Genomic DNA, 15,763 nt, shown 5'->3' on the forward strand with positions numbered 1-15,763 from the left:
AGCAGATAAATAATGGCTATTTTGCACTGAAATCACCTTAACCAAGCGCAAATGGCGGCTAATACATTGAGTAGAAACAGGATAAAGGCTTTTATTCAGAGGTTCCTTAGATGTGCCTTGGTAAGGATGAGGTCGGCGGTTCGAATCCGCCCAGCAGCTCCAAAATGTGTTGATGAAAGATGCAACGCCGAAAACGCCGCACGAAAGTGCGGCGTTTTCACATATAATGCGCCACTTTTAGAATGAAAAAGTTGCAAAAACTCAATTTTTCAAAATTTCAGTTTTACCCCGCGAGAGGCGACATTTTTAAGATGCGCCCTGCCGAATTTATGGTTTGGTGTGGTTCGAACACCGAGGCTTAAAAAAGAATAAAGAATAAGAAGGCAGGCCACCGTGCGGTTCCCTATGACCGGCGCACCAATCTCTGGTGTAACTTTCACCGTCAACAAGGCAGACAGCAGCACGCTCACCACCGTCAAGACCGACGCCAACGGCGAGGCTCTGCTCACCGCCCTTGACCCCGGTGTGTATGTGGTGCGTGAAACCAGTGTGCCGGACGGCTATCTGTTGGACGGCGAACCGCAGACCATCACCCTCGTTCCCAATAAAACGGGAACGGTGCGTTTCCGCAATTATCCCAAACCTACCCTGACCATCAACAAGGTGGACAGCGTCACAAAAGACCCTATCAAGGGCGCAAAGTTCCGCATCACCTATGCCAGCAACAACAGCTTCACCGGAGAACTGAACGACCTCGGCACTTATTTCACCGACGAAAACGGTCAAATCAAGATCACCAAGCTGCGCGACGGCTGGTATCGTGTGACCGAAGTGGAACCGGCAGCGGGCTACGCCATCAAAGACCCGGCCACGCAGGACTGTTTCATTCAGGCAGGCACCGGCAAAGTGCTGACCTTTGAGAACACGCCCCTTTCAGCGCTCATCATCAAAAAGGTGGACGCGGCCAGCGGAGCCATGCTGCAAGGCGCGAAGTTCCGTGTGCGCTATCTGGGCGGAACCTCCGGCACCGGCGGCACGGTCATCGGAGAATACACCACCTCGGCCAACGGCACCATCGTCATTACCGGGCTGAAGGCCGGAACCTATGTCGTTGAGGAAACGAAAGCCCCCACAGGCTATGAGATCGACGACACGCCGCAGACCGTCTATCTCTCCGGTAAGGAGCAGGATGTGGTGACGGTGGAGTTTTCCAACGGCAAACATGGAAATCTCATCATTGCGAAAATCGACAGCGTAACCAAGCAGCCGCTTCCCGGCGCACAGTTCAAGATCACGACCTCAGATGGTTCGTTTGTCGGAAACTACGGCGGCACGGTCACTTCTAATGGCATTTACACCACGGATAGCAACGGCCAGATCAAGCTGGTGGACCTCAAACCGGATACTTATGTGGTAACGGAGGTCAAAGCACCGGACGGTTATGTGCTGGACAGCACCTCGCAGACTGTAAAGGTAGACCGCAACGACACGCAGACGCTGACCTTTACCAACACGCCCATCGGCGGCGGTCAGATCATCAAGGTGGACGCGGACAGCGGTGAGCGCATCAAGGGTGTGCAGTTTGAGATCGCTAAGATGAACGGCGAGCGCATCGGCACCTACACCACCGACAGCAACGGCGTTATCACGCTCCCGCAGCTTGCGGACGGCTGGTACACCGCCACGGAGCTGAAAGCGGCTAAAGGCTATCTGCTGGATACGACACCCCACAATTTTGAGGTGAAAGCCGGAAAGACGACCTCGCTGACCGTTGAAAACACGCAGGCCAGCTCCATGCTCATCCACAAGATCGACAGCGTGACCGGCAAGGGCATTTACGGCGTGACCTTCCTCGTTTCGGACAGTAATGGCAACCCCATCGGCCAGTACACCTCCGACCAGAACGGCTATGTCTACATCGACAAGACGCTGACGGACGGAAAGTACCTGGTGCGGGAAATCCAGGCGGCGGACGGTTATGTGCTGGATACCACAGTCAAAACCTTCTATGTGGAATACGGCGGCACTTCTACGATCACATGGAAGAACACGCCCATCACAGGCCAGATCCAGATCGTGAAAAAGTCTGCCGACTATAATCCCACCAACGGCCTGCCAGCCGGGACACTGCTGGAGGGCGCAGTCTTTGAGATCACTGACAAAGCAGGCAATGTGGTCGATACCATTCGCTCTAACAGCCGAGGACTGGCTGTTTCCAAGCAACTGCCCCTGTCCCGCTACTTTGTGCGAGAGATCAAGGCGCCGGAGCATTATGGTATCAACGACAAGGAGCTGACTGCCTATCTGGAATACGAGGGTCAGATCCTGCGCTTTGAGGTGGAGGACAAGAGCCTGAGTACCGGCGTAGCTATCACAAAAACAGGACCGAAGGAGATCGTGGCCGGACAGCCGGTGCGTTATGCGTTCTCCGGCATCGCCAACACCTCCAATGTCAGCCTGAGCAATTTCTACTGGCGCGACACGCTGCCGGCACAGGTGCGGTTGGATACCGTAGTGACCGGCACCTACAACCGGCCCGGTACTTATAAGATCGTCTACCGCGTCAACGGCGGCGATTACCGCACACTGGCCGACAATCTGTCTACACAAAAGAACTATACGCTTGCCGCATCGGCCACGGCGCTGAAGCTGGCATCCAATGAGCGCGTGACAGAGATCATGTTCGTATTCGGACAGGCACCCGCGGGCTTTGCACAGGTAGAGAAACCGCACCTTCACTGTAAGGCGGTGACCGGACTGTCCGCAGGTTCCTTCGTCAATGTAGCCGATGTCGGCGGCACTTATGGCGGCACCTGGGTACAGGGCATCAGCCGTTGGGTCACAACGGTCTACGGAAAACCTGTCATTCCCACACTGCCCAAGACGGGCTATTGACTCACATGAAAACTGCGGCAGGCGCATGAAGCAGAGCGTCTGCCGCTTTTTCTATCCCATTCACCCAAATATCAAACTAAAGCAAAGGAGAACTGAACTATGCTGAAGATCACTGCTATTGGTAACCTGACCAACGATGTGGAACTGAAAATGAACGAGACCACCGGCAAGCCCTACGCCATCCTGCGGATCGCCTCGGACCGCCGCTACAAGGATAAGGCCGGCAATCATCTCACCGACTTTATCTCCATCAAGGTGCGCGGTCCTCTGGCCGAGCGCTGCGCCGAGTTTGCTTGGAAGGGCTGCAAGCTGGCGGCGTTCGGTGATTTCGAGACCATCACCTTTGAGAATGAGCCGGAGCGCCAGCCCGGTTTTCTCATCAAAGCCAACGATGTGGAGTTCCTGTCTCCCCGCAAGGCGGAGGACGCGGCACAGGCTGTGGATGCTGAGACTGTCTGTGAGGATGCCGCCTAATGAAAAATACCGGGATCACATACACCAGCGCAGAACGCAGCCCTGTGATCCTGCCGGAGATGGCCGAACTGCTCCCGCCTTTGAGCGCGGAGCAGTCTGCTGCTCTGGAAGAGGATCTGCTGCGAAACGGCTGTTACGCCCCCATCATCGTCAATGAGGACATGGTGATCGTGGATGGGCATAACCGTCAGTCGCTGTGTGAAAAGCATGGCCTGCCCTATACGATGGCGGTATTTTCCTTTGAGGATCTGCTGGAAGCCAAGCAGTGGGCGCTGGACACACAGAAAAATCGCAGAAATCTGGAAAAGTGGGAGCTGGGCAAAATCGCGCTGAAGCTGAAGCCGGAGATTGAGGCAAAAGCCAGGGCAAATATGGTAGCCGGTGGGCAGAATTATCGTCCGAAGGAAGGTTTGACAACATTGTCAAACCTTCCTTCAGTAGAAACTGCTGTCAATACCCGTAAAGAACTGGCTGATGCTGTTGGCATCGGAGAGGTCACCATGGGCAAGGTCATGCAGATCGACGAGAACGCCCCGGAGGTCATCAAGGAGGCTCTGGATAAGAAGGAACTGTCCATCAACAAGGGCTATGACCTGACCCGGCAGCTTCAGGACCTGCCGGAAGAGCAGCGGGAACAGGCAGCTGCTGAAGCGCTGGAATACGAAAAAGCGAAGAGAGAACTGAAAAAACAGGACGCCGAGATCGACCGGAAAGGAAAAATCGCGGCGCTTTTCTGCAAGGCATACGAAAAAGCCGTCCTGCTGACACCGTCCGAGGAAAATGTCCGCTGCTGGACGGACGGGACGCGGATGACCCCGGAGGAAATGCGGGATACCGTGAAGGAATCCCGTGAGCTGGCGGAGGTATTCCGGACGATTGCGGATATCATCGAGCAGAAGATCCTGCCTGCAGATTGGAGGTGTGTCGATGCAGGAAACGAAGAAAATGGCGCCCAGCCGGACGGGAATCCCGCCTGACGCGCAGGCAGAGATTTTGCAAAAGCTGTCTGCCGAGACGAAGATCACTTCCTGTGAGATCGCGGAGATCCTGAAAAAGCATGATGTCTGCGGAGATATGGACGCGCTCCAGGACGCCTACCGGAAACGACTGGGACAGCGTCTCCTGTCCGGCATCCGGGACGAGAACGGCAAGCGGGAAATCCTCTCCACCAGCGGCGGCGAGTATGTCATCGTGGATTGCTGCAATGACCCGCAGAAGCTGAAAGCCATCCAGCGCCGCATTCAGGCGCAGATGAATGGACTGGATGTGTCTGCCGGGAAGGTGCGCGGACGGGTTCACCTTTTGGAGCACTTTATGGGTTGGGTAAGAAAGGAGCGGTCAGATGGAGCGGCATGACAAAATGCTATCCCCGGAGGAACAGTACGCGCAGCTTGCGCCGACGCTGGACGCAGACGGTTTCTCGCTGTATGCCGCCGCGGAAGAAGTCGCCGGGCTCAAGGTCTATGAAGAATTTCCCTATGAGGATAACCATGGAATGTTTGAGATGGCAGACGGACACACGCTGCTGCGGTATCTGGAAGCGGCATACTTTGGGACCGTTACCTGGGAGATCGTCCCCGGCACACCCTATGAGCGTGCTGTTCTCGGTGAAGTGGATAAGACCACGCCGGAGTATCACGCGTTTTATCAAAAGATCTGCGCAGGTGCGGCAGCGCACATCAAAAAACGTATTGGAAAGGAGATGAAGAATGTGAATGAACCGATCACAGAGATCAACAAAGAATCCTTCTGGGACCTGATCCGTGAGGCCAAGAACGCCTGCGGGCAGGATATGGATGCCATGCTGGCCTATCTGAAAGACCGGCTGGTTTCTATGGGCCCCACGCAGGCACAGAATTTTCACGACATCATCCACGTCTATGAGGATCTCGCGGACAAGTTCGGACTGTGGGACGCCGCCGGGGTCATGAAGGAATATGGCTGCAGCGATGACGGCTTTATCGACTTTCGCGCCTGGCTCATTGCCCAAGGCAAGGAGGTCTATCTGTCGGCGCTGGCAGACCCGGATTCTCTCGCGGAGGTCATCCCCTACGGGGACTGCTGCTTTGAGACGCTCAGTTATGTAGGAGATTATGCCTATGAGCAGCTCACCGGCAAAAGCGCCTATGATCAGACGGATCGGGCAAGGTATGAAACGCTGCTGGCAGAACTGGAACAGGATATCGTCTACAAAGGCGGTATAGAATTCCCCAGAGAGGGACCGGAGCTGAAACAGTACCTGCCACGGCTCTGCGCGGCGCATCCGGGCTGGGATGGAAAAACGCGCTGGAATGTGCAGCAAAAGGAAATGCGGGATCTCATCCGTGCCGGAAAGGCGTATGACCAGCGGCAAACGTCCAAAAAGAAACATCGCAGCCATGGAGGTGAGGCCAGATGAGCGAATCCATCATCATCGGTGTGGATCATGGCTACGCTGCCATGAAAACCGCGCATTTTTCCTTTCACACCGGGCTGGTGGCCCATGAGCATGAGCCGTATACGCTGAGCAATGTGTTGGAATACGGCGGTAAATATTATGTGGTGGGCAGCGGACGCCAGCCGCTCCAAAAGGACAAGACCCAAACGGAGGATTACTACCTTCTCACGCTGGTCGCCATCGCAAAGGAACTGGCATACCGCAATGCCGGAACGGCAGCGGACATCCATCTGGCAGCCGGATTGCCGCTCACCAGCTTCGGCAGGGATAAGAAAGCGTTCCAGGACTACTTGTGCCGGGGCGGAAAACCGGTGTCCTTCCGCTATGAAGGACAGGACTATGCCGTCACGCTCTCCAAAGTGTCTCTGTTCCCGCAGGGTTACGCCGCCGTGCTGACGCAGAACGGACTGCTGGACGAGCCGTCTATCATCGTTGCGGACATCGGCGGCTGGACGGTGGATCTCATGCGGCTGGATGATCGTATTCCCAACGCTGCCACCTGCCGCAGTATGGAGCTTGGGATGATCCGCTGTTTGGATGAGATCAGCGAACAGATCCGCCGCAGCCTCGGCCTGTCTATGACAGCGGCGCAGATCGAGAGCGTTCTTCGAGCCGATGCCAGCCGCATGGATGAGGATGCGAAAAAGATCATCCGTCAGGAGGCGGAGCGCTACACCAAGCGCCTGCTCTCTGCCATCGCGGAGAGCGGCCTGGATGTCCGAGCTATGCCCGCTGTATTTCTGGGTGGTGGTGCGGCACTGCTCAAGCAGTATGTCTCCGCTGCGGACGGCCTGTGCCGGCCTATCATTTTGGATGATGTGTCTTTGAACGCCAAAGGATATGAACGACTGACGGAACAAATGGCTCAAAAGTATGAGCAGTAACAAAAAACGGCTGAACCTGTCCTTCTCTATGACCTCCCCTGTCCAACAAAGGGCATGGAAAAAGCTGATGGATATCCCCGCCGGGCAGCGTTCCGCCGCTGTGTGCCGCATGATCTGCGAACACAGAGAGCAGCGGGAACTGCTGGAGGCCGTGCGGCAGGCGATCCGTCAGGAATTGCAGGGCAGCCAGATCCAAATCACACAAGCAGCGCCGCAGGCCGGGAGCATCGACGAGGATGTTCTCGGCTTTCTTGCGTCGCTGCAGGAAGGAGATGACACGACCTGATCCGATACTTTGATATGTTCGCCGGCATTGGCGGCTTTCGATCTGGATTGACCCGCGCGGGCGGTTTCCAGTGCGTAGGACACTGCGAGATCGACAAATACGCCAATGCCAGCTATGAGGCCATTTATGATCCGGGAAAGGAGGAACGATATTAGCCCAAACGCTCCGCGTCCTCCCGTTTCAGCGAGATGATGTGCGTCCATACGTTACCCGTGTAGTTCTCCAGTTCTGCCATGGCCTTGTCCAACTCCACACCATCCGAGTCACCGAAGAGACCGTGGGAGCCGAGCCGCTCCGCTCTCGGTCGCGTCGCAATGTACTTCATGTAGCTATCTGATTTCTGAACGTCACTCCAATTTTCCTCCAACGCCTGAGAGATGAACGCCGAGGCATTGGCCTTGGTGGGATGATCCTGGTAGTCGCCATACTCATCCAGCTCCTTTGCTTCAGGAAAATCCTTCACCAGTTTTGCGATAAGCTGTTCCTGTTTTCTTGTTGGCGGACGGTCATCCTGGATCAACTCGACCCGCTCACGGGTGGCGATGTATCGCATGTAGCTGCCTGCCGAGTTACCACCTCCGCACTTGATGTACGGACTTTTGACGATCAGCCTTGCCATCCGTCATCGTCCTCGCTGGCTTCCCGCACCCGTTTTTCGAACGAGATGCGGCCATTGGTTTGCTTCACATTCCGAACGCTCTCCGCGCGCCGCCGCCGCAAGTCCGCCTCACTGAACTGAAAGCTGTCGGCGATGATCCCGGAGAGCATATCCAACTCCACCGCCTGCTTGTAGGCCAGCGACGCCAAGTGGCTTTCCATCTGACCCACTCGACCGTCCAGATAGGACTGGATAGAGGTTGGGAGGAACAGTCCGGCGTTGTTGGCGCTGAGGTAGTCCAGGTAGAAATCGATAGCCCGCTCAATAAATCCGGTGATGCTGCGGCTGCCGTCCTCCTGATATCGTCGCTCCAAGCGTGCCTTTTTCTCAGGGGTGAGATAGAGGGCAAATTTTTCTTTCTTGCTCAAAATGAGCTCCTTTCCGGGGTATGACCCCTACTTTTTTCTTGGGGGAGTACGCTTTCGGGGATAACGACCGCAGAAGTGATAGCACCCTTTCGATTTTGACCCCGCTTTGGAACTCCCTGAAAACTCCCGTAACTGCCCGCACTGCGGGCAGAAGTGACCGAACAGAGCGCCATACTTGACGCCTGGTGTTTATCCTGCTTTACCTTTCGTCCTCCGAAGAGCCGTAAAAAGCTCCCGAAAACCGCCTCAAAAACCCTTGCAGGGGCTGGGACTCCACCCAGCCCCGAAGAAGCGCACACAGCGGCTCACAGGGGCGAACACGGCCTTGTTTTCCGTAGTTCCTCCGCTACCCGTTGACGTTCCGTGACCTCCTCCAGTTTCACCATCTGCCGATCGTAGGAATGGTTGATGGCTTCCTGAATCGGCAGGATGGTGTAACAGTTGTTGCCGTTCTTCTTCATCCCCTGGCGGTCGAAATAGCTGGTGTGCTCCACTGTGATAAACTGCCTTTCCTCCAGTTTGGCGATGTGCTTCATCACAGTGTTCACGGCCAGCCCCACAGCGGTGGAGATGGTGTTGTAACTGGGATGGCACTGATGGCTGCTACGGTCTTCGCAGTAGAGCAGGTAGGCGTAGACAGTGATCGCACCATGCCCCAGATCCAGATAAAAAATTTCGTTGGGGAGGGAGAAAAACTTTCCTGTGTGTTTGCGAGTGAACACTGGAATCATCTGCGGCGAAATAAGATTCTGCTTGACCAGAGCATCGATCTGCTTTTGCGCCATGTCTGGACTCATGTGGAGCAGCTCTGCAATCTCGTCCACACTCGGCACGGCATCACCCTTATGGTGGCTGTTGAGATAGCAGAGGTAGGCGAGGATACTGAAGGCGGGAGGCGGTAGCTTCAGCCCCCAGATTTCGTTGGGCAGCGAAAACCGATACGCTCTCGCGTCTTTCTGATAGGTGAGCGCAGTCATTCCAGGACACCCCCTTCTGTGTGCCTGGTGACCCACTGGATGAACGCATCCTTGGGAACCACCATCCTGCTGCCGACATTCAGTACCGGGAAGTCCGGTTCATGCATCAGCTCATAGCTGGTGGAGGACGATACCCCCAGCACCTTCGCCACCATATCGGCGTTGAGGAACAGAGGCAGGTCGTCGTAGGAGTTGTACTGTGATTGTTTCATTTTCGATTTCTCCTTTGCAAAAAGTAAGGGCATCAGCGGCGACGCTGATGCCCTCCTGCTTGTATTGTGTCGGAGATTTTGATAAGATAATAAAAAGTCGGGACGAATTATTTTCCAGGGGGGACAATTTATTTCGGAGGAGGCGAGCGCATGGACGGGGATATCGTTTTCTATATCCACGGGGATACGATCGAGTACGGTGGGGAATTATTTTCTGCCGGCGAACTGACAGCAGACATTTTGAACCTGTCGTTGGAGGACTATCAGCGCATCCAGAAAAACGTCCGGCGCATGAAGAACCTTACGGAGCAGTACGAGCGCACCCAGGACCGGGAATTTTGGCGGAAGCTCAACTACCAGTTCATGGCTCTGCGCAAGCGGATGATGGAGTTCCGGGTGTTTCAGATCCTGCTTCGGGATGACAGCAAATTTTTCAACGAGGCTCAGCAGTACACTGAGTTCCGCTCCCTGCTGCCGGAAGAAGATCTGGACTATGAGGATTTTTCCACTGATCAATGGGTAGACATGGCGGAGCGGGCGGAGACAACCGGCCAGATCCCGGTCCCGCTTCTGATTTTCCCCGGAGGACGGAAAACAAAGTGGCTCTATTATCGGAAGCAGATGAATCGCTACGAACGCTATCTGGGCGACGTTGCGTGCTTCAATCCTACCATCCATAACTTCATCCACTTTCTCATCTCCAAGCTGGAACACAACTCACCGGAGAACTATGCCGCCTCGCTCTATCAGCTCTACAACGATGAGCGGCTGGTAGAGAAGCTGATCGTTAATCCCAGAAGCCTGGAGCAGCCGTTTTATCAGAAATATGACCACTGTGTTGTGAGCTATGTGCCGCGGGAGCTGCCGGACAAGCGCTTCGCCATTTGCCAGGAGCACACCACTGACAGCTTGCAAATGCTGCTGAAGGCGGATTACATGACGGCTCTGAATGCCGGACACAACATCCGCCAGTGTGTTGTCTGCAAAAAATATTTTCTGGTGAAGGGCGGAGCTCATGCACTATATTGCGAGGGGACCTGTCCCCATGCGCCGCAGTATACCTGCCGGCAGTTCGGAACTTACGAAGTGCAGAAAGAACTGGCCCGGGATGTGCCGAAGATTCAAGCGAAGCTCACTGCCTTTGAACGGATACGGAAGGATCAAAAGCGGGATATTATCACGGCGGAGGAAGCGCGGCGGCTGAAGGATACAGTCCGGGATATGCTGTTTGATGCGCTCAATGAGGCGGATGTCTCCAATGAGGACTTTGAGCGGTCCATCTCCAGTGAGAGACTCTACCCATATTGTGGTGTTACCCGGAAGGCGAAACCCAGAGGGCGTCCCCGAAAGGGCGGTGGGGACGCATGAGCGACCAGGAATTGCTGGACCGAATCACGCAGGGAGACCAGGCCGCACTGACGGAACTGTGTGATAGCCATGCTGAATTGATTCGGAAACGTGCGCAGTGGATCGCCCGACAATACAACTGCCTGCGCCCAAGCAATCGTGGAGGCTGGAGCGACTATACAAAAGAAACGCTCTCCGAACTGGAGAGCGTTGGGATGCTGACGCTGATCGAATGCGCCAGGAATGGAGGTTACGATAGCTCCAAGGGAGCCTTTGGAACCTACATCGTGCCATTTCTGAACGGCGCGATGCGACGGCACCTGGAATCCAGCATGGGAACCCTCTCGCTGGACCGGGACAGCATGGGGCTGGTGCGCAAGGCACAGATGCTCTATCACCGGGACGGGAAAGAGACGAACGACATCGCAGGTGAGTTGGGTGTTCCTTTAGCGGAAGTAGCCAGAGCGGTAGCCTATCCCACGCATTTCTTCTCTGTCTATGACTTGCCGATGCCGGAGGAGGACGGAGATATTTTTGAGTACCTCATGGCTGATCGGTTGTCTGTATCTGCGGAGGAAATCGCCCTTCGGGCACTGACGATGAAGTCTCTGCATGAGCAGTTCCAAAGCCTATCTAAACGGGAGCAGGATATTCTGGGCCGGAGTTTCGGCGTGTTCGGTTACCAAAAAACAGACCTACGGGAGATCGCCATCCGAAACAGACTGCGGGAGGACGGCGTGGAAAAGGCAAAAAAGCAGGCGCTGAAAAAGCTGCGTGAAAAGTGCCTGGACAGCGCAGCCTGGAAGCTCCGTCGGGCCAGCCGTATGGTGGAACGTGCGATTTCGTTAGAGTTACTGGCGGCGGAATGAGAAACGAAAGGCCTCCTTATCTTTGATTACACCATCGCATTTTTTTAGATATACACACAAAGGTGATGTCCTTTTGGATTCGCCCAAATGTATTGATGAGAAGATGCATAGCAAAAATGCCGCACTTTCGTACGGCATTTTTTGCTGGATTCCCATTTTCAAATCAGGCCCGCATCCTTGGCGTCTTCTTCCAACTGAGGGCGAAAATCCGGATGTGCGAGGCTGATCATAGCTCGCACACGGTCCCGCATACAGAGCGGCTTCAGATTGACACAACCGTATTCCGTGACCACATACTGCACATCCGACCGAGGTGTTGTCACTGCTGCGCCAAGAGGGAGTCGGGATACAATGCGGCTTTGTGTGCCCTTTCCTTTGGGCTGGAAGGTCGAAGTCACAGCGATAAAAGATTTGCCGCCCTTTGACATTTGCGCGCCTCGGACAAAATCCAATTGACCGCCTGTTCCGCTGTATTGAACACCCGCAATATTATCGGCACATACCTGCCCCATAAGAAAAATGATTTGAATATGAAAACTCTACTTTGATAGCTTTATCTGAAACGAAACCGGATATGGTGCCGTCTAATAGGATGAAGCCGCTTCAAGTACCGGGGGAAAAACTATGGAACAAATTGAAACAAAGAAAGCCCAATTTTCAGCCGCTATGGGAGACCAGCAGATCATTCAGCTGTTCTTTCAGCGGTGTGAGGAAGCCATTACCCAGACCCAGAAGAAATATGGCGCGCTGTGCCGCAGTGTGGCCCAGCGGCTCCTGGCAGACCCCAGGGACACGGAGGAGTGTGTCAGTGACACCTACCTTCGTGTCTGGAATGCCATCCCACCGGAACGCCCCCGCTCTTTGCGGGCCTATCTGGCCCGCATCACCCGGAATCTGGCATTGGACCGTTATAACTACAATACTGCCGCCCAGCGCAGCACCGCCCTCACCGACGCTTTTGAGGAATTGGAGCCCTGGATCGTTACCGGGCAGGGTGATCCGGACACAGAACTGGATGCGTCAGAGCTGCGCCGGGTGCTGAACGGCTTCCTGCGCCGTCAGAGCGCTGAGGCCCGCGTGTTCTTTTTGCGCCGCTACTGGTACGGAGAGAGCATCCGGGAGATTGCGGAAGAATACCGCGTCAGCGAAGCAAAGGTTAAGACATCTCTGTTCCGCACACGGGAACGGCTGCGCGCGGAACTGGAACAGGAAAGGATCGCTCTATGAATCAAACTCGTTTTCAGAAATGGATGAACGCCGTGGACGATGACCTGCTGGAAGAAGCGCAGCAGCCCATGCGGAAGAAGCGGCTCTGGCTGTACAGCGCCGGGGTGATTGCCGCCTGTCTTGCCGTGGCTGTGACTGCCGTCACCATGACCCACCGGGGCACTGACCAGCCCACCATGATCGCGAACCCCATGCACGAATCCAGCGCAGCTGAGTTTCAGCAGCTGGGGTACTCCATCCCCCTGCCGGACAGTGCCTCCGGCACCTCCTACTACCTGATCGACACAGGGGAAAGCAACAAGCAAATGGCCGAAGTCAATTTTGAACAGGGCGGGCAGGCGTACTACTGCCGTGCTTTAAAGGCAGAGCAGCCCCAGGACATCTCCGGCATTTTTGCTGACTGGACGGAGAGCCTGGACTGGAGCGGTGAAGATGTTTCCGTCCAGCTGCGCAAGTCCGAGGATGCGGCCTGGGTGGGCTGGTATGCCCCGGAGGCCGAGGTACAGTGGTGTGTTGCCGGCGGCAGCGATGCCCAGGTGCTGCTGGACACCGCCCAAACCATTGTGGAGAAGCTGGGGTACGTCATGCCGCTGTATCCGATGGAAAGTGTGGAGGACGCCTTTGCCGACGGCGGATACTCTGTGGACTTCACGGCAGCGGACCTTGTCAAAACCGGGGATGGGTATTCCCTGACCGCGGAGATCCATGACTATGACCGCTATGAACTGGAAGATATTCAGGGTTTGAAAGAAGGCGACCAGATCCAGGTCTGTCGGAAGCCGGTGACCGTTGAGAGCATCCGGCGGGATAACGGCACCGTCATCATCAACGGCGGCATCGAAAGCGGCGGCGTAGAGCTGATTGAGGATGACGGTCTGTACCGCACCTACGCAATGGATGACCATCCGATCTACTATGATCTGGGAACGATCACCCTGCCCGTATCCACTGACTGCACCTTTGAGGACCACGCCGACCTGGAACAGGAACCTGATGGCCTGGTTTATGAGTACGAGGACGTCCCTGCGGCTATTCAGGCCAGCGAAACGCCCTTCAACTGCTACAACACGGTCATCACTGTCCGGCAGGAGCAGGTGGTGCAGATCATCCGCTATTGGATTCCCTGATGGATCGACATATAGAATCGAGGTAACATGATATGATTCAGAAAGAAAAATACAACGCAAAAAAGATACTTGCCCTGATCCTGTCTCTCGCCTGCGTGACAGGGCTGCTGGCCGGGTGCGGCCGACAGAACACCAGTGAAGGAAAAGCTGACGGAAGCTCCTTGGAAGAACAAACATCCGACACCTGGTATGAAATTGATCAGGAAGCAGGCATTCTGACCATCCGCCTTCCCGCCGAAAAGGAAGGATTCATTTGGAACTTTACCATCGACGACACCACCCTGTTGGAGCTGGTCACGGAGGAGGACAATGACGGAACCTTTGTCGCCAGCTTCCGGGCGCTGGGAGACGGCGAGACAACTGTGTCTTTCTCCTATGCCAAGGATGATGCGCTGGAGGAAATCCGGGCGATGAATGTTAGCTGTAAGGACGGGAAAGTAGCCGGCGTCTCCAACGCTTCCGTTATGCCCATCAGCGGGCAGGATGATCCGGAGATCACAGACCTTCGCAACAGCAACAGCATCCCCATGATCATGAAGGAACACAGCGCGGTGACCTGCGTCTCCGAGACCTGGGACGGAGAAAACAACTGGCAGAATAAGACTGTCCGGCAATTCGTCAGTTCCAATGGCCGTCTGTGGTATGACTATGAACAGTACGATGACGCTGACCAGGTAGTATACTGCGAGGCGGGATACATCAACGATGACGTTCCCGGTGCCCTGTACACCTGCGAAAAAGACGGCCTGAAAACGATGACGCTGTGTCCGGCATCTGAGTATGAAGCCATGGTGTCTGACCGCTGGCTGGCGCGTCAGCCGTGTGACTATGAGACCGTGACGGGCAAGACCGACAGCACGGAGTATGGGACCAGCACCCTGACCGCCGCCAGAGAGAATCGTCTGACAGGGATCAGCAGCGAGGTTATTTACTTTATCGACGATGCGACCGGCCTCATCAACGGCATGGAGGTGACGGAGTACAGCGCCGAGGACGGCAGCGTAGTCTCCGTGACCCGCAGCAATATTCTCTACGATGAACCCCGGCTCATGGAGGAGCAGGCGGCTATGAGCATTCTGTTCCCGGAGGACGCCTGCTATCTGAATGTGGTTATCAATCCCGGAAAAGAGAATTCCGAGGAACAGGCTTTCCAGGTGGATAAGTCCACAGAGGTTGAATTTGACGCCATGGAGGGCTATCAGCTGTACTACGATTATGATTGTACTCAGCCCATGGACTGGATCGACGTGGGCCAGAACAAGCTGACTGTCTATATTCAGATTGATATCGCAAAGTAGGAGTTTCAGGATACTCAAAACTAATTCAAAAGATTTGCCCAAATATAAATCGGTCGTGGTTCAGTAGTTACTGCTAAACCACGACCGTTTACATTCACTTGAACATGCAGTCATATTCTGAATTACTCGACGGAGCAATCAAATCCAAAGGCGGCCAGAAAAGCATCCACGCATAATGGATACAATTCCTTGCAGGATCAGGAACACACCTACAACAGTAGTCATGGCCACAAGGCTGGCAATGGGTGACAGGAATGAGAAGAAACCGGCACATGCGAGCAGAACGCCAATCGCAGTGAACCAGCCCCAGCCGCGTACTCCAAGCCGCTGCAGGTCAAAGGAGTTCACGAATTTGGTTATGCCAGAGAAAATCAGCCACATTCCAAAAATGAACGGCAGGGTAAGCGCCGTAAACCATCCATTGCCAAGAACGAACAGAGACAGCAGCACCGTCAGAATTCCGTCCAGCAGGAACCATCCTGACCCGGCCATATCATTATGAGCAGTGGCGAAAATCACAATATCCACGATGCCTGAGAACAGCATCGCAACGCCAAGGATCACCGTCATGCTTGTGAGTGCAGCGCCTGGATTTCTCAGGCAGGCGATACCGGCCATCACAAGCAGCACACCGGCAATGACCCACAACACACGGGAAGTTGTCCGACTCATCATGCATGCCTCCGTTCTTAGCTAGCTTTGTC

19 protein-coding genes are annotated in these 15,763 nt (G+C 55.0%); 13 read left to right on the forward strand and 6 right to left on the reverse strand.

Annotated features, from left to right (window positions below; all coding sequences use genetic code 11):
• Positions 1 to 393: 393 nt before the first annotated feature.
• From ACTNBK_RS13410 to ACTNBK_RS13445, 8 genes are all read left to right on the forward strand, one after another.
• Positions 394 to 2,895, forward strand: a complete 2,502-nt coding sequence (locus ACTNBK_RS13410) for a SpaA isopeptide-forming pilin-related protein (protein ID WP_441146818.1) — start codon at positions 394 to 396, stop codon at positions 2,893 to 2,895.
• A 99-nt stretch (positions 2,896 to 2,994) separates the two neighbouring features.
• The gene (locus ACTNBK_RS13415; RefSeq protein ID WP_441146820.1) at positions 2,995 to 3,369 is read left to right on the forward strand and encodes a single-stranded DNA-binding protein; all 375 of its coding nucleotides are present in this window, start codon (positions 2,995 to 2,997) and stop codon (positions 3,367 to 3,369) included.
• Complete coding sequence (locus ACTNBK_RS13420; RefSeq protein ID WP_441146822.1) at positions 3,369 to 4,346, forward strand: hypothetical protein; 978 nt, start codon at positions 3,369 to 3,371, stop codon at positions 4,344 to 4,346. The genes ACTNBK_RS13415 and ACTNBK_RS13420 overlap by 1 nt, the downstream gene beginning before the upstream one ends.
• 16 nt (positions 4,347 to 4,362) lie before the next feature.
• Positions 4,363 to 4,725, forward strand: a complete 363-nt coding sequence (locus tag ACTNBK_RS13425) for a synapsin-1 (Synapsin I) (RefSeq protein ID WP_441146824.1) — start codon at positions 4,363 to 4,365, stop codon at positions 4,723 to 4,725.
• Positions 4,712 to 5,767, forward strand: a complete 1,056-nt coding sequence (locus ACTNBK_RS13430; RefSeq protein WP_441146826.1) for a DUF4240 domain-containing protein — start codon at positions 4,712 to 4,714, stop codon at positions 5,765 to 5,767. Before ACTNBK_RS13425 ends, ACTNBK_RS13430 begins: the two co-directional genes overlap by 14 nt.
• On the forward strand, positions 5,764 to 6,690 hold the full coding sequence (locus ACTNBK_RS13435) for a ParM/StbA family protein (protein WP_441146828.1): 927 nt from the start codon (positions 5,764 to 5,766) through the stop codon (positions 6,688 to 6,690). Before ACTNBK_RS13430 ends, ACTNBK_RS13435 begins: the two co-directional genes overlap by 4 nt.
• Entirely contained in the window at positions 6,680 to 6,976 is a 297-nt protein-coding gene (locus ACTNBK_RS13440) for a hypothetical protein (protein WP_441146830.1), read from the forward strand. The genes ACTNBK_RS13435 and ACTNBK_RS13440 overlap by 11 nt, the downstream gene beginning before the upstream one ends.
• A 14-nt stretch (positions 6,977 to 6,990) precedes the next feature.
• Entirely contained in the window at positions 6,991 to 7,131 is a 141-nt protein-coding gene (locus ACTNBK_RS13445) for a DNA cytosine methyltransferase (protein ID WP_441146832.1), read from the forward strand.
• Here the strand turns inward: ACTNBK_RS13445 and mobL are convergent.
• The 4 genes from mobL to ACTNBK_RS13465 form a co-directional block, all read right to left on the reverse strand.
• A complete protein-coding gene (mobL, locus tag ACTNBK_RS13450) occupies positions 7,128 to 7,595 on the reverse strand; it encodes a relaxase MobL (protein ID WP_441146834.1) in 468 nt (155 codons plus the stop codon). The genes ACTNBK_RS13445 and mobL overlap by 4 nt on opposite strands.
• Complete coding sequence (locus tag ACTNBK_RS13455; RefSeq protein WP_441146836.1) at positions 7,583 to 8,002, reverse strand: hypothetical protein; 420 nt, start codon at positions 8,000 to 8,002, stop codon at positions 7,583 to 7,585. Before ACTNBK_RS13455 ends, mobL begins: the two co-directional genes overlap by 13 nt.
• A gap of 305 nt (positions 8,003 to 8,307) precedes the next feature.
• Positions 8,308 to 8,979 carry a helix-turn-helix domain-containing protein gene (locus tag ACTNBK_RS13460; RefSeq protein WP_441146838.1) on the reverse strand — a complete coding sequence of 224 codons (672 nt, stop codon included), beginning with the start codon at positions 8,977 to 8,979 and terminating at the stop codon, positions 8,308 to 8,310.
• A complete protein-coding gene (locus ACTNBK_RS13465) occupies positions 8,976 to 9,191 on the reverse strand; it encodes a helix-turn-helix transcriptional regulator (RefSeq protein ID WP_441146840.1) in 216 nt (71 codons plus the stop codon). Before ACTNBK_RS13465 ends, ACTNBK_RS13460 begins: the two co-directional genes overlap by 4 nt.
• A 150-nt stretch (positions 9,192 to 9,341) precedes the next feature.
• Here ACTNBK_RS13465 and ACTNBK_RS13470 point away from each other — a divergent pair, with 150 nt between their 5' ends.
• Entirely contained in the window at positions 9,342 to 10,559 is a 1,218-nt protein-coding gene (locus ACTNBK_RS13470) for a DUF6076 domain-containing protein (RefSeq protein ID WP_441146842.1), read from the forward strand.
• Positions 10,556 to 11,407, forward strand: coding sequence for a sigma-70 family RNA polymerase sigma factor (locus ACTNBK_RS13475; RefSeq protein ID WP_441146843.1), 852 nt, complete (start codon positions 10,556 to 10,558; stop codon positions 11,405 to 11,407). Before ACTNBK_RS13470 ends, ACTNBK_RS13475 begins: the two co-directional genes overlap by 4 nt.
• Before the next feature lie 158 nt (positions 11,408 to 11,565).
• Here ACTNBK_RS13475 and ACTNBK_RS13480 read toward each other — a convergent pair whose 3' ends face one another.
• Positions 11,566 to 11,919 carry an acetyl-CoA hydrolase/transferase C-terminal domain-containing protein gene (locus ACTNBK_RS13480; protein ID WP_441146845.1) on the reverse strand — a complete coding sequence of 118 codons (354 nt, stop codon included), beginning with the start codon at positions 11,917 to 11,919 and terminating at the stop codon, positions 11,566 to 11,568.
• Between the two features lie 112 nt (positions 11,920 to 12,031).
• Here ACTNBK_RS13480 and ACTNBK_RS13485 point away from each other — a divergent pair, with 112 nt between their 5' ends.
• The 3 genes from ACTNBK_RS13485 to ACTNBK_RS13495 are packed head-to-tail and all read left to right on the forward strand — an operon-like array spanning position 12,032 to position 15,059.
• Positions 12,032 to 12,634, forward strand: coding sequence for an RNA polymerase sigma factor (locus ACTNBK_RS13485; RefSeq protein ID WP_441146846.1), 603 nt, complete (start codon positions 12,032 to 12,034; stop codon positions 12,632 to 12,634).
• The gene (locus ACTNBK_RS13490) at positions 12,631 to 13,761 is read left to right on the forward strand and encodes a hypothetical protein (RefSeq protein WP_441146847.1); all 1,131 of its coding nucleotides are present in this window, start codon (positions 12,631 to 12,633) and stop codon (positions 13,759 to 13,761) included. The genes ACTNBK_RS13485 and ACTNBK_RS13490 overlap by 4 nt, the downstream gene beginning before the upstream one ends.
• Before the next feature lie 32 nt (positions 13,762 to 13,793).
• Positions 13,794 to 15,059: a hypothetical protein gene (locus ACTNBK_RS13495; RefSeq protein ID WP_441146849.1), complete on the forward strand. Its 1,266-nt coding sequence runs from the start codon at positions 13,794 to 13,796 to the stop codon at positions 15,057 to 15,059.
• Between the two features lie 138 nt (positions 15,060 to 15,197).
• On the opposite strand, the gene ACTNBK_RS13500 is transcribed toward ACTNBK_RS13495, so the two are convergent.
• Positions 15,198 to 15,731, reverse strand: coding sequence for an HdeD family acid-resistance protein (locus ACTNBK_RS13500; RefSeq protein WP_441146851.1), 534 nt, complete (start codon positions 15,729 to 15,731; stop codon positions 15,198 to 15,200).
• Positions 15,732 to 15,763 lie beyond the last annotated feature (32 nt).

It is taken from the genome of Intestinimonas sp. HCP28S3_D6, assembly GCF_052065695.1.
Lineage (GTDB): Bacteria > Bacillota > Clostridia > Oscillospirales > Oscillospiraceae > Intestinimonas.

Bases quoted from the DNA above. Each gene is read 5' to 3' on its own strand.
- ACTNBK_RS13430 (WP_441146826.1), top strand. From the start codon at position 4,712: ATGGAGCGGCATGACAAAATGCTATCCCCGGAGGAACAGTACGCGCAG.
- ACTNBK_RS13485 (WP_441146846.1), top strand. From the start codon at position 12,032: ATGGAACAAATTGAAACAAAGAAAGCCCAATTTTCAGCCGCTATGGGA.
- ACTNBK_RS13445 (WP_441146832.1), top strand. From the start codon at position 6,991: ATGTTCGCCGGCATTGGCGGCTTTCGATCTGGATTGACCCGCGCGGGC.
- ACTNBK_RS13500 (WP_441146851.1), bottom strand. From the start codon at position 15,731: ATGAGTCGGACAACTTCCCGTGTGTTGTGGGTCATTGCCGGTGTGCTG.
- ACTNBK_RS13475 (WP_441146843.1), top strand. From the start codon at position 10,556: ATGAGCGACCAGGAATTGCTGGACCGAATCACGCAGGGAGACCAGGCC.
- ACTNBK_RS13490 (WP_441146847.1), top strand. From the start codon at position 12,631: ATGAATCAAACTCGTTTTCAGAAATGGATGAACGCCGTGGACGATGAC.
- mobL (WP_441146834.1), bottom strand. From the start codon at position 7,595: ATGGCAAGGCTGATCGTCAAAAGTCCGTACATCAAGTGCGGAGGTGGT.
- ACTNBK_RS13460 (WP_441146838.1), bottom strand. From the start codon at position 8,979: ATGACTGCGCTCACCTATCAGAAAGACGCGAGAGCGTATCGGTTTTCG.
- ACTNBK_RS13495 (WP_441146849.1), top strand. From the start codon at position 13,794: ATGATTCAGAAAGAAAAATACAACGCAAAAAAGATACTTGCCCTGATC.
- ACTNBK_RS13465 (WP_441146840.1), bottom strand. From the start codon at position 9,191: ATGAAACAATCACAGTACAACTCCTACGACGACCTGCCTCTGTTCCTC.
- ACTNBK_RS13415 (WP_441146820.1), top strand. From the start codon at position 2,995: ATGCTGAAGATCACTGCTATTGGTAACCTGACCAACGATGTGGAACTG.
- ACTNBK_RS13470 (WP_441146842.1), top strand. From the start codon at position 9,342: ATGGACGGGGATATCGTTTTCTATATCCACGGGGATACGATCGAGTAC.
- ACTNBK_RS13420 (WP_441146822.1), top strand. From the start codon at position 3,369: ATGAAAAATACCGGGATCACATACACCAGCGCAGAACGCAGCCCTGTG.
- ACTNBK_RS13440 (WP_441146830.1), top strand. From the start codon at position 6,680: ATGAGCAGTAACAAAAAACGGCTGAACCTGTCCTTCTCTATGACCTCC.
- ACTNBK_RS13435 (WP_441146828.1), top strand. From the start codon at position 5,764: ATGAGCGAATCCATCATCATCGGTGTGGATCATGGCTACGCTGCCATG.
- ACTNBK_RS13480 (WP_441146845.1), bottom strand. From the start codon at position 11,919: ATGGGGCAGGTATGTGCCGATAATATTGCGGGTGTTCAATACAGCGGA.